This is a genomic window from Trichocoleus sp. ST-U1 (assembly GCF_039961835.1).
Taxonomy (GTDB): domain Bacteria; phylum Cyanobacteriota; class Cyanobacteriia; order Cyanobacteriales; family FACHB-T130; genus FACHB-T130.
The window spans coordinates 22,923-35,930 of record NZ_JAMPJZ010000016.1; the positions used below are offsets into that span (position 1 = coordinate 22,923).

13 protein-coding genes are annotated in these 13,008 nt (G+C 45.9%); 5 read left to right on the forward strand and 8 right to left on the reverse strand.

Annotation, left to right across the window (positions count from 1 at the left end):
• Window positions 1-18: 18 nt before the first annotated feature.
• The 3 genes from NDA06_RS08635 to NDA06_RS08645 form a co-directional block, all read right to left on the reverse strand.
• Complete coding sequence (locus NDA06_RS08635) at window positions 19-249, reverse strand: hypothetical protein (protein ID WP_190985522.1); 231 nt, start codon at window positions 247-249, stop codon at window positions 19-21.
• The gene (locus NDA06_RS08640) at window positions 246-2,021 is read right to left on the reverse strand and encodes a S8 family peptidase (RefSeq protein ID WP_190985542.1); all 1,776 of its coding nucleotides are present in this window, start codon (window positions 2,019-2,021) and stop codon (window positions 246-248) included. Before NDA06_RS08640 ends, NDA06_RS08635 begins: the two co-directional genes overlap by 4 nt.
• Window positions 2,022-2,290: 269 nt before the next feature.
• Window positions 2,291-2,470 (reverse strand): hypothetical protein, encoded by a 180-nt coding sequence (locus NDA06_RS08645; protein WP_190683844.1) that lies wholly within the window; start codon window positions 2,468-2,470, stop codon window positions 2,291-2,293.
• A 1,026-nt stretch (window positions 2,471-3,496) separates the two neighbouring features.
• Here NDA06_RS08645 and NDA06_RS08650 point away from each other — a divergent pair.
• On the forward strand, window positions 3,497-3,925 hold the full coding sequence (locus NDA06_RS08650) for a hypothetical protein (RefSeq protein ID WP_190413100.1): 429 nt from the start codon (window positions 3,497-3,499) through the stop codon (window positions 3,923-3,925).
• A 331-nt stretch (window positions 3,926-4,256) separates the two neighbouring features.
• On the opposite strand, the gene NDA06_RS08655 is transcribed toward NDA06_RS08650, so the two are convergent.
• The gene (locus NDA06_RS08655) at window positions 4,257-4,463 is read right to left on the reverse strand and encodes a hypothetical protein (RefSeq protein WP_190413102.1); all 207 of its coding nucleotides are present in this window, start codon (window positions 4,461-4,463) and stop codon (window positions 4,257-4,259) included.
• 674 nt (window positions 4,464-5,137) lie between these two features.
• On the opposite strand from NDA06_RS08655, the gene NDA06_RS08660 reads away from it, so the two are divergent.
• Window positions 5,138-5,275 (forward strand): hypothetical protein, encoded by a 138-nt coding sequence (locus NDA06_RS08660; RefSeq protein WP_190413104.1) that lies wholly within the window; start codon window positions 5,138-5,140, stop codon window positions 5,273-5,275.
• Window positions 5,276-5,301: 26 nt separating this feature from the next.
• Here NDA06_RS08660 and NDA06_RS08665 read toward each other — a convergent pair whose 3' ends face one another.
• The 3 genes from NDA06_RS08665 to NDA06_RS08675 all read right to left on the reverse strand — a co-directional run bounded on the left by NDA06_RS08665 (window position 5,302) and on the right by NDA06_RS08675 (window position 7,464).
• Entirely contained in the window at window positions 5,302-5,919 is a 618-nt protein-coding gene (locus tag NDA06_RS08665; RefSeq protein ID WP_190413729.1) for a J domain-containing protein, read from the reverse strand.
• A gap of 174 nt (window positions 5,920-6,093) precedes the next feature.
• Entirely contained in the window at window positions 6,094-6,690 is a 597-nt protein-coding gene (locus NDA06_RS08670) for an ATP-dependent Clp protease proteolytic subunit (protein WP_190413106.1), read from the reverse strand.
• A gap of 114 nt (window positions 6,691-6,804) precedes the next feature.
• Window positions 6,805-7,464, reverse strand: coding sequence for an ATP-dependent Clp protease proteolytic subunit (locus NDA06_RS08675; protein WP_190413108.1), 660 nt, complete (start codon window positions 7,462-7,464; stop codon window positions 6,805-6,807).
• A gap of 468 nt (window positions 7,465-7,932) precedes the next feature.
• On the opposite strand from NDA06_RS08675, the gene NDA06_RS08680 reads away from it, so the two are divergent.
• Window positions 7,933-9,174: a VWA domain-containing protein gene (locus NDA06_RS08680; protein ID WP_190681759.1), complete on the forward strand. Its 1,242-nt coding sequence runs from the start codon at window positions 7,933-7,935 to the stop codon at window positions 9,172-9,174.
• A 194-nt stretch (window positions 9,175-9,368) separates the two neighbouring features.
• Here the strand turns inward: NDA06_RS08680 and NDA06_RS08685 are convergent, their stop codons facing one another.
• The gene (locus tag NDA06_RS08685) at window positions 9,369-10,448 is read right to left on the reverse strand and encodes a PIN/TRAM domain-containing protein (protein WP_190413113.1); all 1,080 of its coding nucleotides are present in this window, start codon (window positions 10,446-10,448) and stop codon (window positions 9,369-9,371) included.
• Window positions 10,449-10,814: 366 nt separating this feature from the next.
• On the opposite strand from NDA06_RS08685, the gene hemW reads away from it, so the two are divergent.
• On the forward strand, window positions 10,815-12,077 hold the full coding sequence (gene hemW, locus NDA06_RS08690; RefSeq protein ID WP_190985523.1) for a radical SAM family heme chaperone HemW: 1,263 nt from the start codon (window positions 10,815-10,817) through the stop codon (window positions 12,075-12,077).
• 59 nt (window positions 12,078-12,136) lie between these two features.
• Window positions 12,137-12,886 (forward strand): rhomboid family intramembrane serine protease, encoded by a 750-nt coding sequence (locus NDA06_RS08695; RefSeq protein WP_190985524.1) that lies wholly within the window; start codon window positions 12,137-12,139, stop codon window positions 12,884-12,886.
• Window positions 12,887-13,008: the final 122 nt, after the last annotated feature.

Consider the following 13,008-nt stretch of genomic DNA (forward strand, 5'->3'; position numbering starts at 1 on the left):
ACCGCTAATCGCTCATGGCTAATCCGAACTGACTTCCTCAAAAGATTTAACTTCTAGAACCGGGCCAATCATCGCGAAGGTCATCACGTCGTTTCGCACCTCACCTTTGACTTTCACTTTGAGTCCCGATTTACGTAAATCTTCTGGAGCTTTGTGGAGTTCATAAGTTTGACCCTCTTGAGTGACCAGTGCCCAGGTTCCTGGGCCAAGTCCCTTGCGTTCGATAGTGCCTTCTACGCTGATGCTCATGCTGTTTGCCCTTCTCCTTTGCTGGATAAATAGGCGAGTCCGATACACAGGAGGGCATTAGTAATTAGGAATATCTTAGCGATCGCGCCATGACCTAACCACAACATCGCCGGATCTGCTACGGCACTCACTAATAAACAGGATGCCACGCCCAAGGCAGAGCCGATCGCAAACCACTTCCAACTGCGGTGTCCTAGTAGCAAGGCGATTAATGCAAAAGGAATCAACACGCTGGCAAAGATGGGATTCAATAAACCACTGCCTTGAATCGTATTGCCCAGTTCGGGAATCGAACTGCCCATCATCCGGAAAGGCCACTGGGGAAGATCGAAAATATAGAAGCCGCGCAGGAAGAATAGTCCAGAACTACCGGCAACCAAACCGCTGGTTAGCGACCAACTCCAGCCAAAGGGGAAATAATTCCGCAAGAACCAGGCAAGGACATAAGAACCTAATACCATCGCAATCTTAGGTAACAGTGCCACCGCACCGCCATCAATCCAGAAGCGAGGATTGAGATAGCCATTATCGCGCAACCAGCGGAAGAAGTCGCGGAAGGTAATTTGCCCGCGTACCGCCAGTTTTACAGCCGCAGAAGCATCGAGATGACCAGCCCCAAAGTAGTTGAGAGCGTCATCTGAAATTACCCGTGCCGACTTTTTGAGGACACCCAATACTTCCTCCGGTTCGGTTACGCCAGAGGCTTTCACTAAAGCGGCGACACCAGCAACGTGGGGAGACGCCATACTGGTGCCTTGGAAGGCAGCAAAAGTGGGGATGAGCTTCCCGTTTTCGTCATAACTAATGGTCTCTTGCAGAATCCCACCCGATGGATTTTCTTCGGTGATTGCACCACCAGGGGCTGAGATATCCACACCAGCACCATAGCTGGAGTAAAAGGCTTTTTCACCGGCAGAATCAATTGCTGAAACACCGATAACGTGGGGATATCGAGCTGGGTAGGAGGCAGAATTCTCATTAGAGTTTCCTGCTGCGGCTACGATGACGACGCCTTTGTTGTAGGCATAATCAATCGCTTCTTGCATTACCTGACTTTCGCCACCACCGCCCAAGCTCATGTTAATGACATCAGCACCGTTATCGGCGGCAAACTTAATTGCTTCGGCAATATCGGCAACGGTGCCGCCGCCCTCTGCGCTCAACACTTTCAGCGGCATAAGGCTGGCTTCGTAAGCAATACCCGCGACGCCATAGCCATTATTGGTGGCTTGGGCAACAGTACCGCCAACGTGGGTGCCGTGCCCGTTGTCGTCGTCTGCTTGGTCTCGGTTGTTAACAAAGTCGTAGCCTTGGACAAACTTGGTATCTTTCAGATCAGGAACGCGACTGATGCCGGTGTCAATGACGGCAACTGTCATCCCTGCGCCTTTGGTTTCGTCCCAAGCAGATTCTACGTTGATACTCCGTAGGTTCCACTGTTTGCTGTACTCTGGGTCGTTGGGGACTTCCAGAGCTTTGTAGACATAATTCGGTTCAATATATTCGGTTTTTTTGGCTAAAGGCGATTTTTTTAGAGTTTTCAGCAGGTTGCGATCGCCTTTAATGATATACAACTGATCTGACTCGGAAAATTCGCTGTTATACTGAGCGCCTAGCGATCGCACCTGTTCTTGCACCACTTCTGCTGGTACGTCTTCGCGGAAATCCAGCACAATCGAGTCAAACTCACCTTGTGCTGCCAGTCCTTTGAAGTTAAACAGGGCAAAACCTACCCCCAATAAAAACAAGCACGCTATCAAAAGCTTTCTCATATTCACCCGTCTTGTGAGCGCCAGTTTCTCCCCACGATAACTCATGCATCTGCCCCGTGGTGTATTCAGTTTTTAGTTATTAATTTTTGTTTGTTGGAGTAATACCGCTCGTTTGCAGTAATAAGCGATACGAATCAGGCTGCTTGTGGCAAAAGTTCTCTTGAAGCGAAAGAACCCTATTTTTACTCTTACTGAAGGACTTGTGGGTTTTCAGCCGATGAGCGTCTATTTAATACTCAGTTTGAGGTGAGGGAGGCATTCTCTTGTCGTTAGCGGGTTCCTGCGCCTTGACTATTATCGTCCGAGAATCCTAGATTTGGGGGTTCGTAGGTTTGATTTTGTGTAGTATTATCGGGAGTTCTGATGCTAAAGTTCAATTGAATATTGAGCAGTTGTAACCCAAATATAAAGATGAATATTCCTGTAGCTTTTAGTAGTAGATGACTCATAAAATTTTTGTCGTTTTGAAATAATTATGATAAAATTATTTTTTTAATCAGATCTATTATTCAGTGCTGTAAACTGAATAACATCAAATAATTTTCAATTAAGATCTTATATTAATTAAATATTTAGAGGATAACGTTAACATCAATTTTGGTTGAGCCATACGAAAAATTCGACTAATAGTAAATATTTGAAAAATCACTTGTTCGATAATGACTTGAGGTAGATAAATGTGAGATTGCATCCTAGTTTGTTGAATTCGATGTTTTTAATTATGAAGGTTTTATTAAGATTCTCTAGTGATAAAAACCTATAGTGAAATGTGACATTATTGCTGCAAATATTTGCTTGAAATCCCCAAGTTTGAGTGATGGGATTGGCTCACAAAATGTGACTGGCTGTTTCCAGCTTTGTGATCTCGATCGCAGCTAGAAACTGGGTGCAGCGTAATGAGCGCCAAAATACCTACCGATACTGGTAGTTTCGGCTACACCAACCCTTTTACCCCTCTTCAGAAGAACGATGCATTACCCGCCTCTGTTGAAATCATGTAGGGGTAAAGCATTGGCGCAGAAAGATTTGGGTTGAAGTGACTTGTACAAGGCACGAATACTTCACCCTCAAACTGAGAACCCAAGGGCGCATCTGTACGGGAGAAGCATCAGGAAGACAACAAGCTGGGACTTATGCGTAATGCCTCGTTCAGGACAAAGGGGCGGAAGTTGTGAGAGCTTTTATCGAAACAAAGCCAGCGAGGCAGGCTAAATTGAGTTTCCGAAGCGCGAAGCGCCTCTCAAAGAGCTGGGCGGACTTTGTTGGTATTGGTAAGTATTGGTAAAGCCTTATTCAAGCCTTTGGGCAATTTACTCTCATCGGGAAGCTTCTGGAGAAACCTTTCGACGGTTTTAGGCAAATCTAGATCCAGTATTTATACTTAGCAGATAGCCGAAGGGGAGCTAACCAAGGATAGATGCAATCGTCTGTTAGGCTGCAAGATATCAGAATAGTTAAAGAGCGAAAATCCGACAATGGAAAGAGGTCTGTTGTGGCTGCCCCTACTGGCAGCGTTTATCTGGCTGGCTTGGCAAGGCTGGAATGAGTATCAAAAAGTTGAAGCTTATCGCGTCTGGGCACAGCAGTTTGAGCGATCTAAGTACGATATCTATGCAGTGTTGGCTCAAAATGACAGCACTTTAACCTGGGGAAAACCGACGCGAAAAGGTCCAGTGGAGGTGCAAACGTTTTCCTTAAAGGATGTTAAAGCGATTCGGCTGCTAGTAGATGACAAGCCCGTTGATTTAGAAGCACTGCCCAGTAAAGGTCGTGTCGCTTCGCTGGAATTTGTCTTTGCACCAGCCGCTTCGGTGAAAATCCCCTTTACTGAAATTCCCCTTGCAGCGGAATGGGGAAATTTTCTACAGCAGGAATTACAAAACTTGGCAGAGGGGAAAGTGTAACGATTTTCAGACAAAGAGGCAAGGCGGGTTTTGGACTTGTATCGAAAAGCGATCGCTCATTTATCCGATGTACGGAATAATACCCAAAAAAACCCGTATTAACGGGTTAATCAGCGATCGCACTATTTAAAAGGGAAAAACTAAACGATTAAAGAACTCCTTTCATGGGCTTGCCATTATAGACGGGTTGCAATGCATAGATTCTTATTGAGAAAATTGCTTTTTCAGTTTCCGGCAACCCGTCAAACAGAAGCGTGCTATTAAAGGAGAAATAAAAAAAATTGGCTTTCTAACTTTCAGACTGTTTCAGATTCCTCTTTTCTGTTGTATTTTAAATTACAATTGCTTCAACTCGTTTCTGCGAATCTTCTTGGGAACATTCGTAGGGAATTTTAAACCGAGGAATTCCCAGTTGACAACCTTGCCATCCACTTTGAACGGTTACGCCAAGAGTTTGACAACAGCCGCCACGTCGTCCCATCGGATTATAAAATTGACAATAGCGACAGGCTGAAACTGGTGAATTTAAGGGTTGCATAAAGTATTTCCTTTGAGGAACCATTTCAAAAGCAAAATTTCTCTGTCTTTATAAAGTATGCGATCTGATTTTTACAATGAGCTATAACTTGTACGATATCCACTTAAAACATTGCATTTCATCATAAAAAGTTATGAAGCTGCTTAACATAAATACGAGCGTCAACTATCCATAGATTAAGCAATTGCAACATTGCTCAAAACAATCTGCTGTCAAGCGTTATAGGCACTGGATAAAATCCTTCCCTTCCCAAACAAACGGTTATTGATGGGTGAGAGGACATTTATAAAGAAAATCTGAATCTCGTTAACCTACATTTTTGGTAGAGACAGCCAGATTTCAGGTTCTGTTTTTAAGAGAGGCTAGGGCGAAAATGCGTCTAGAGTAACGATTTTCACAATTAATATTTATTTAATAAATTATCTGTTATAGCAATCCTAAATTGTTCCTGAAGGCGAGATCCCCGCTAAGAAGTCGGCGATCTGAACCGTTAGCATCATCACAACTCAAATACGACTGCTATAGGAGTCGCTTTATATAGCGGTGCTTACTCTCGCGTGCAATATCCTTGTAACTGATTCAAGCAGCTGAGGCAGGCAATTCTGAGGGCATGATTGCTTTTCTCAAGTATCTCCTAGACAAAGGTCCCAACAGTCCCATTGCCCTGATTTGAGATGGAGCCACCTATCTATCATGGCTCACAAGCGGTGAGAGAGTCCTTGGAGTCGGTTAATCAAGGCTTCGAGGAGTCCAACTGGAAAATCACTTGCATTCGCTTTGCTCCCAAAGAATCCCAAGCAGAACCCAATTGAAGATATTTGATTGCAGCGAAGTAAAGCTAAAAAATCTGCTCTAAACGGCGAAAATCTCGTTCTACTTCTGCCCAGAGAGAGCGATTATGGGGGTCGGTTTTCAGGGCTTTTTTTAGATAAATTCTTGCCTTTTCGAGTTGCTTTTCAGCGATCAGCTGACGCCCCCAACGTTGATAAGCGATCGCTTGCCACTGACGCACTTCTGGATCTTCTGGCAGACGTTGGGCGAGTCCTTCGATGAGGGCGATCGCGCGGGGAAATCGGCGATTTTTCAGCAACTGCTGCAACTGCTGATAAGAACTCCACTTCAGCTGTTGCTCAGTTATCGATAAGTCTGGGAGTTTTTGAACGGGCGTTTCTTTGGGCGTCTCTTTGCGAGTCACCTTCGTGACGGAAGGTTGAGGAGGCGGTGCAGCAGTCTGTTCTGGATTGGATACTTTCTCAACCGTCTCAGACTTATCTACTACACTGAGGAGGAACTTGTAAGCCTCCGTCAACTCTATAAATTTATCTTGCGTTTGGCGATCGCCAGGATTTGCGTCGGGATGATACTGCCGTGCCAAACGTCGGTAAGACGCTTTAATTTCTGCAAAAGATGCCCCTGATCTTAACCCCAACACCCGGTAACAATCTGCGAGGTTCATCAGAGGAATCATCTATCGATTAGGCTTTAATCTTTGTTGATAGTCGGGAGTTTATTTCTAGCCCTTCGCTTTTAGCGGTTAGCTATTAGCTTCTGAGAATCTTGTTGGAAGCCCAAGTTTACAATTGCGACTACCCACCCGTCAAGCAGCTAACAGCTAACAGCTAATCACTCATTACTTCGGACGTTCTTCGATAACGCGGTCAATTAGACCGTATTCCTTCGCTTCTTGAGCAGACATGAAAAAGTCACGATCCATGTCCTTCTCAATTTTCTCAATAGGCTGACCCGTCCGGTGAGAATAAATCTCATTCAGCTGGCGACGAATCCGTAGAATCTCTCTCGCTTCAATCTCAATGTCTGTGGCTTGTCCCCGCGTACCACCAGAAGGTTGGTGAATCATAATCCGCGAGTGAGGCAAAGCGAGACGCTTACCTTTTGTCCCAGCGGTCAGCAGGAACGAACCCATTGATGCCGCTAAGCCTACACAAATTGTCACCACATCTGATTTGATGTGCTGCATGGTGTCATAAATCGCCATGCCAGAAGTGACTACGCCACCCGGAGAGTTGATATAGAGATAGATGTCCTTGCCCGGATCTTCCGAATCCAGATAAAGCATCACGGCAATTATCTGGTTAGCCATTTCATCATCAACATCTTCGCCCATGAAAATAATCCGTTCCCGGTAAAGGCGATCGTAGATGTTAATCCACTCGGTATATTGTCCCCCTGGCATCCGGTAGGGAACTCTAGGGTAGCCAATAGGCATAATGTAGAACTCCGTTCGTAAAAAGTGAAAATTCGTATCCAAAGAATTAAAAATGCAAAATTAAAAATTAAAAATTTGAATAGTCTTCATTTTTAATTTTTAATTTTTAATTCTTCAGATAACACCAGCGGGAAGTGGTGTTGGTAAATCTGATTTGGACTCTAGAACCCGATCGATCAAGCCATATTCCACAGCTTGCTCCGGAGTCATATAGAAGAGTCGATCCATATCCTTGGCAATTTTTTCAGGGGTCTGACCTGTATTGCGCGATAGGATATCCAGCATCGTTGTCTTATTAGCCAGCACTTCTTTGGCTCGGATTTGAATATCCGTCGCCTGACCGCGAGCGTAGCTCTTAGTCTGGTTCAGGATAATCGTGGCATGGCGCAGACTAGCGCGATAGCCTTTAGTCCCAGCAGAGAGTAGCATTGCCGCCATTCCCATTGCCGAACCGATACAGATGGTATGAATGGGCGGCTTGATGTAGTTCATCGTGTCGCAGATGGCGAAGGCTTCGGTTTCAAAGCCAACAGGTTCGCCGTCGTAACGCGAGGTGCCGGTGGAATTGATGTAGATTTTGATCGGTTTTTCTGGATCTTCGTACTGCAAAAACAGCAGTTGGGCGATGATTAGTTTCGTTACCTCTGGCACCAAGGGCGTTCCCAGATAGACAATCCGCTCCTTTAAAATCAGGGACGGTAAGTCTGGTGGCGGTGTTCGGTAGAAGCTATCGCCGCCGTAGGGAGCTTGAACAGCCTGGATGGGTGAGTTCATGGCGTATCGGAAAGCTGCAATAGTGGTGCTATCTTTAATTTGACATTAATTCCGGTGTGCCCCACCGTACTGACTGGATTCTAGCAGTTTTACTCCCCTTACCGCTTTTAGTCAGGTTGAGGGTGGCTTGATGTCGCTTTAGCGCCTGTCAGCGGGCTTTTTGGGAGGGGACGCCGGAAAATGGGTCTTAAACTCTTCTAATTTTTGGGTTTTTAAACAGAGAAACCTGAGTTTAAGTATCGGTTTTTGCGAAAGGTGATGGGTGAAATCCACCCCAGCGATCGCGTTTTACTCTGCAAAGAATTGCGATCTTTTGGCTGGCTGCTTCCGCCGTGTTGGGCTGCAAGCTATTGTAGAAAATAAGCCCGGTCGCGGTTGGGGTAATTTTATGGTTCCCTTTCCGGAGCGTCAGCGTTTAGTCTTGTGGTTACTCCGATCCCTTCTTGTTCTGCCAGGAATGAGCGTGCTATGAGAGTTGGTTTACAGCCTGCTTTGAATGATATGAATATTGACGCGACTCAAACGAGTAGCCAGCGTCAACTAGAAATTTCTATTTCTGCGATCGCTGGGGATCTTGAAGATCGTGCCCCGCTCAATTTATGCATAATTCTCGACCACAGTGGCTCGATGAATGGACGCCCCCTGGAAACGGTGAAACAGGCAGCGATCGGTCTGGTGGATCGTCTTACACCGGGCGATCGCATCTCGGTTGTCGCCTTCGATCACAAAGCCAAAGTGCTTGTCCCCAACCAAGTCATTGACAACCCAGAAAATATTAAAAAACAGATTAATCGGCTCAGTGCAGATGGGGGTACGGCGATTGATGAGGGTTTAAAACTAGGAATTGAAGAACTGGCGAAGGGCAAAAAGGAAACGGTTTCTCAAGCTTTTCTGTTAACAGATGGCGAAAATGAGCATGGCGACAACAACCGCTGTCTGAAATTTGCCCAAGTGGCGACTGGCTACAACCTGACGTTGAATACATTGGGATTTGGCGCTCACTGGAACCAGGATGTTTTGGAAAAAATTGCTGATGCGGGTGGCGGTACGCTGTCCTATATTGAGCGTCCGGAACAAGCAGTGAATGAGTTTGGACGCTTGTTTAATCGAATCTCTGCGGTGGGGTTGACAAATGCCTACTTATCACTTTCGTTAATGCCGAAGGTACGGTTAGCGGAACTCAAACCCATCGCCCAAGTTGCTCCAGATACCATTGAACTGCCGGTACAACAAGAAGGCGATCGCTATACGGTACGTCTGGGAGACTTGATGAAAGATGTGCCGCGAATCATTTTGGCGAATCTTTACGTCAGCCAGCTAGCGGAAGGGCGTCAAGCGATCGCCCAGGTGCAAGTCCGTTACGACGATCCTGCCCAGGATAAAATGGGGCTAATTTCTCAACAAGTCTTAGTTGAGGCGAATGTTGTCCGGAGTTACCAACCCGCACCCAATCCTCAGGTGCAACAGTCTATTTTGGCGTTGGCGAAATACCGACAAACTCAGTTAGCAGAGGCGAAATTGCAGCAAGGCGATCGCGTGGGTGCAGCGACGATGTTACAAACTGCCGCCAAAACCGCCCTGCAAATGGGAGACAAGGGAGGCGCGACGGTTCTCCAAACCAGTGCTACTCGCTTGCAATCAGGTGAAGAACTTTCGGAAGCAGATAGGAAGAAGACACGGATCGTCTCTAAAACTATTTTGCAGGAGTAGGTTTTTTTAACGCAAAGGTACGCCAAGGTTAACGCAAAGGTACGCCAAGGTTAACGCAAAGGTACGCCAAGGTTAACGCAAAGGTACACAGAGGAAGCAATTTACCTCTGCGTACTTTCTTGGCGGTGAGATTTTAAGAGTGGTGCTTGTGGGCTTTCTAGGTGCCACCAGTGGCGATCGCCACTTCAAGCTACTCAAGCCACAACAGACGCTTGAGGGCGAGCAAAAATCATTCGCCCCGCCGAAGTCTGCAAGGCACTGGTTACAACCACTCGGATTTCACCACCCATGTAGTCGCGCCCGTCTTCCACAACCACCATTGTTCCATCATCCAGGTAGCCGACGCCCTGAGCTGGTTCCTTGCCACCCTTGATAATTTTGATATCCAAGCTATCACCAGGCAGATAAATTGCCCGAATTGCCTGAGCCAAATCGTTAATATTCAGCACCGGCACTTTCTGCAAAGTAGCAACCTTACTCAAGTTGTAGTCGTTGGTGAGCAAAGTGCCGTTGATTTCTTGCGTCAACCGGACTAACTTCGCATCCACCTTGGGAATTTCATCGTAATCGGCGGAGTGGATTACAATCCGTTCTGAGTAAGCATCCTTCATCTGGTTCAGGATATCTAGCCCTCGCCGTCCCCGAACTCGCTTCAGATCGTTGGAACCATCTGCCAGTTGTTGCAGTTCCTGCAAGACAAACTGGGGTACGAGGATTTGACCTTCGATAAAGCCAGTGTTCAGCAGTTCTTCAATGCGACCATCGATGATGCAGCTGGTGTCTAAAACCTTGGTCGAGGCAGGTTTGAGGGTTCCTTCTGCCACCAACATCGTTTCCACGCTGTGAGGGCTAATCAGCCTCAAGAAGGAACGACCGTGGGTATCCGCTAAAGTGACCCCCAAATAGGAAAACATGACACTGCCTAAAATGGCAACAAGAGGCTTAATAAAAGCAAAATCGAAGGGCATTGGTAGTAAGAAAACGGGTGCCAGCATCAAGTTGGCAACTAATAAGCCAATCACCAAACCGACAGCTCTGGTCAAAATGACCTCGATCGGCATTTCCCGGACTCTCTTTTCCAAGCGTCGATAGGTCGTCTGCACGAGCAAACCGGCAGCGCCCCCAACCAGGGCGGCAAACCCGGCGAAGACCCAGCGTAAAGCGTCCTGATTGCTGACTTGATGTAGGGCACCGCTAGGCAGTAATTCAATCGCGTCGAACCCGATTCCCGCCGCTGCTAGGATGAATAAAATAATAATGATTGCGTCAAGCATGGTTTCCAGTTATTTGGGATGATTGCTTCAATTCCTGAAAGCGGCTCTCAAGAACTGATACAAATTTACATTTGTTTTATTATATCTTTTGTGTTATTGACTTCACTCTTGCGGATGACCATTGATTTAGCACCAGCATTTAATCCAATTTGAGCTATTTTTATGAAGCCACCTCTTTATTTATTAAAAGAACAATTCTGAAAAATTAGCCAATCATGTCGCTTCTAAAAGACAGGAAACAAGAGGGGGTATAGGCTTGACGTATTCTTGCTAAGAGAAGAAAAGACCTGACAACAATTCAGTAAAGTAACAACTGTTAATCAAACATTTAAAGATTTCATCGCTATATTGAGTATTGATACAAATATGGTCTTAAATTATTTAATCCCGGACGCAAAAAATATTAATTTGGGTATCCCCAGCTCTGCTTATCTCCACATTCCATTTTGTAGACGCCGGTGCTTTTACTGTGATTTTCCAGTGTCTGTGGTAGGGGATCGCAAGACTGGTAAGAACTCTGGCACAATTGAGCAGTATGTTGAGGTATTGTGCCAAGAAATTGAAGTTACACCAGTACAAGGAAATTCCCTAAAAACAGTTTTTTTTGGAGGTGGTACTCCTTCGTTGTTATCGGTGCAACAACTCAAGCAAATTTTGACTCAACTTGATGCTGGTTTTGGTATTGCCACCGATGCTGAAATTTCGATGGAGATGGACCCTGGCACCTTTGACTCGCAACAACTTCAAGGCTACCGCTCAGTTGGAGTGAATCGAATCAGTCTGGGGGTACAGGCGTTTCAGCCAGAACTATTGGAAGTGTGCGGGCGATCGCACTCTGTCTCTGATATTTTTGCAGCTGTGGAGCTAGTCCGCAAAGTGGGGGTTCCCGAATTTAGCTTAGATTTGATTTCTGGTTTGCCCCATCAGACGTTGGAACAGTGGCAGGAATCTCTAGAAACCGCAGTAGCGATCGCGCCCACTCATATTTCAATCTACGATCTCCAAGTCGAACCCGTTACTGCCTTTGGGCGTCAGTATCAACCCGGTGCCAAACCGCTTCCTACCGATGAAATGGCTGCCGAGATGTATCGACTGGCGCAGCAAGTTCTCACCAGTGCCGGTTATGAGCATTATGAGATTTCTAATTATGCCAAACCCGGTCATCAATGCCGCCACAATCGAGTTTACTGGGAAAATCGCCCCTACTATGCCTTTGGCATGGGTGCCGCCAGTTATTTGCAAGGGTGCCGGTTCACCCGTCCCCGCAAAACACGGGAATATTACGAATGGGTGCAACAGATAGTCAAAGCAGGTGGCGTCTGGGATTGTCCTCAAACATTGACATCTGAAGTATTGTTGGAAACGTTGATGCTGGGCTTGCGTCTAGCAGAGGGCCTTAGTTTATCAACCTTATCCGAACAGTTTGGCAAACAGACGCTGCAACAAATTTGGACGTGTTTGCAATCCTACTACCAGCAAGGTTGGGTAGAAATTGTTGGCGAAAGCGGGAAAGCGATCGCGCTTGACGCCCAGAAACTCCCACCAAAGGGACGATTGAGATTAACCGATCCGGAAGGTTTTTTATTTTCTAATGTAATTTTGGCGGATTTGTTTAGCGAACTAGGATAAGTTTGAGGGCATAGCGTGTGGATTGATGATTCGTCCAAAATCTAAAATCTAAAACCTTCATGATTCCTATTGCTGATAACATCCCCAGTCGCAGCAAACCGATTGTTAATTACGCCCTGATCGGAATCAATGTTGCTTTGTTTCTGTGGGAGCTAAAACTAGAGCTTGTAGGTAAGCTGAGCGCCTTTATCCAACACTGGGGGATCGTTCCGGCCCGAATTAGTGCGGTGATTTCAGATGCTCTCAGTGGAGAAAATCCAGCCGCGTGGATTGCCTTGCTGATGTTTTCTGCTTCCCTGTTTTGGGCGATGTTTCTTCACAGCAGCTTTGGTCAAATTTTAGGGAATCTCCTATTCTTATTTGTTTTTGGCAAGAGTGTGGAGAATCTTCTCGGACATCGGTGGTTTCTGCTACTTTACTTGCTGGGCGGCATTTTGACGGGCATCGTACAAGTTTGGTTGGACTCTACTTTGACGATGCCCTTAATTGGAGCAAATGGCGCGATCGCATCTGTCCTCGGAGCCTATTTTCTGAGTTTTCCCCAGGCAAAAATTGATACCATTTTGCCCCTGGTAATTGTGTTTATCCCTATTGAACTGCCAGCTTTGTTTTATCTATTCTGGTGGTTTATTCAGCAAATGTTTTATGGAATCGGTAGCTTAAATATTTCCGGTGGCGTCAATCCCGTGGGCGTTGGGTATTGGGCACATGGTGTAGGGTTAGCAATTGGTGCCATTCTCGTGTTGCTGTTGAAAAAAAGAACCGATAAAAAACGAACCCCTGAGGCGAAGAGAACTCATAAGAATTAGAGGAGAGAAGCTGTTAGAGCTGATTTATATAGCGAGCCTAATTCAGTTAAAAAAAACAACCATAGTTAAAAAACTTGAAAAGTTAAAGATTTGACGATAAATGGCAAACTCAAATAGAGGCT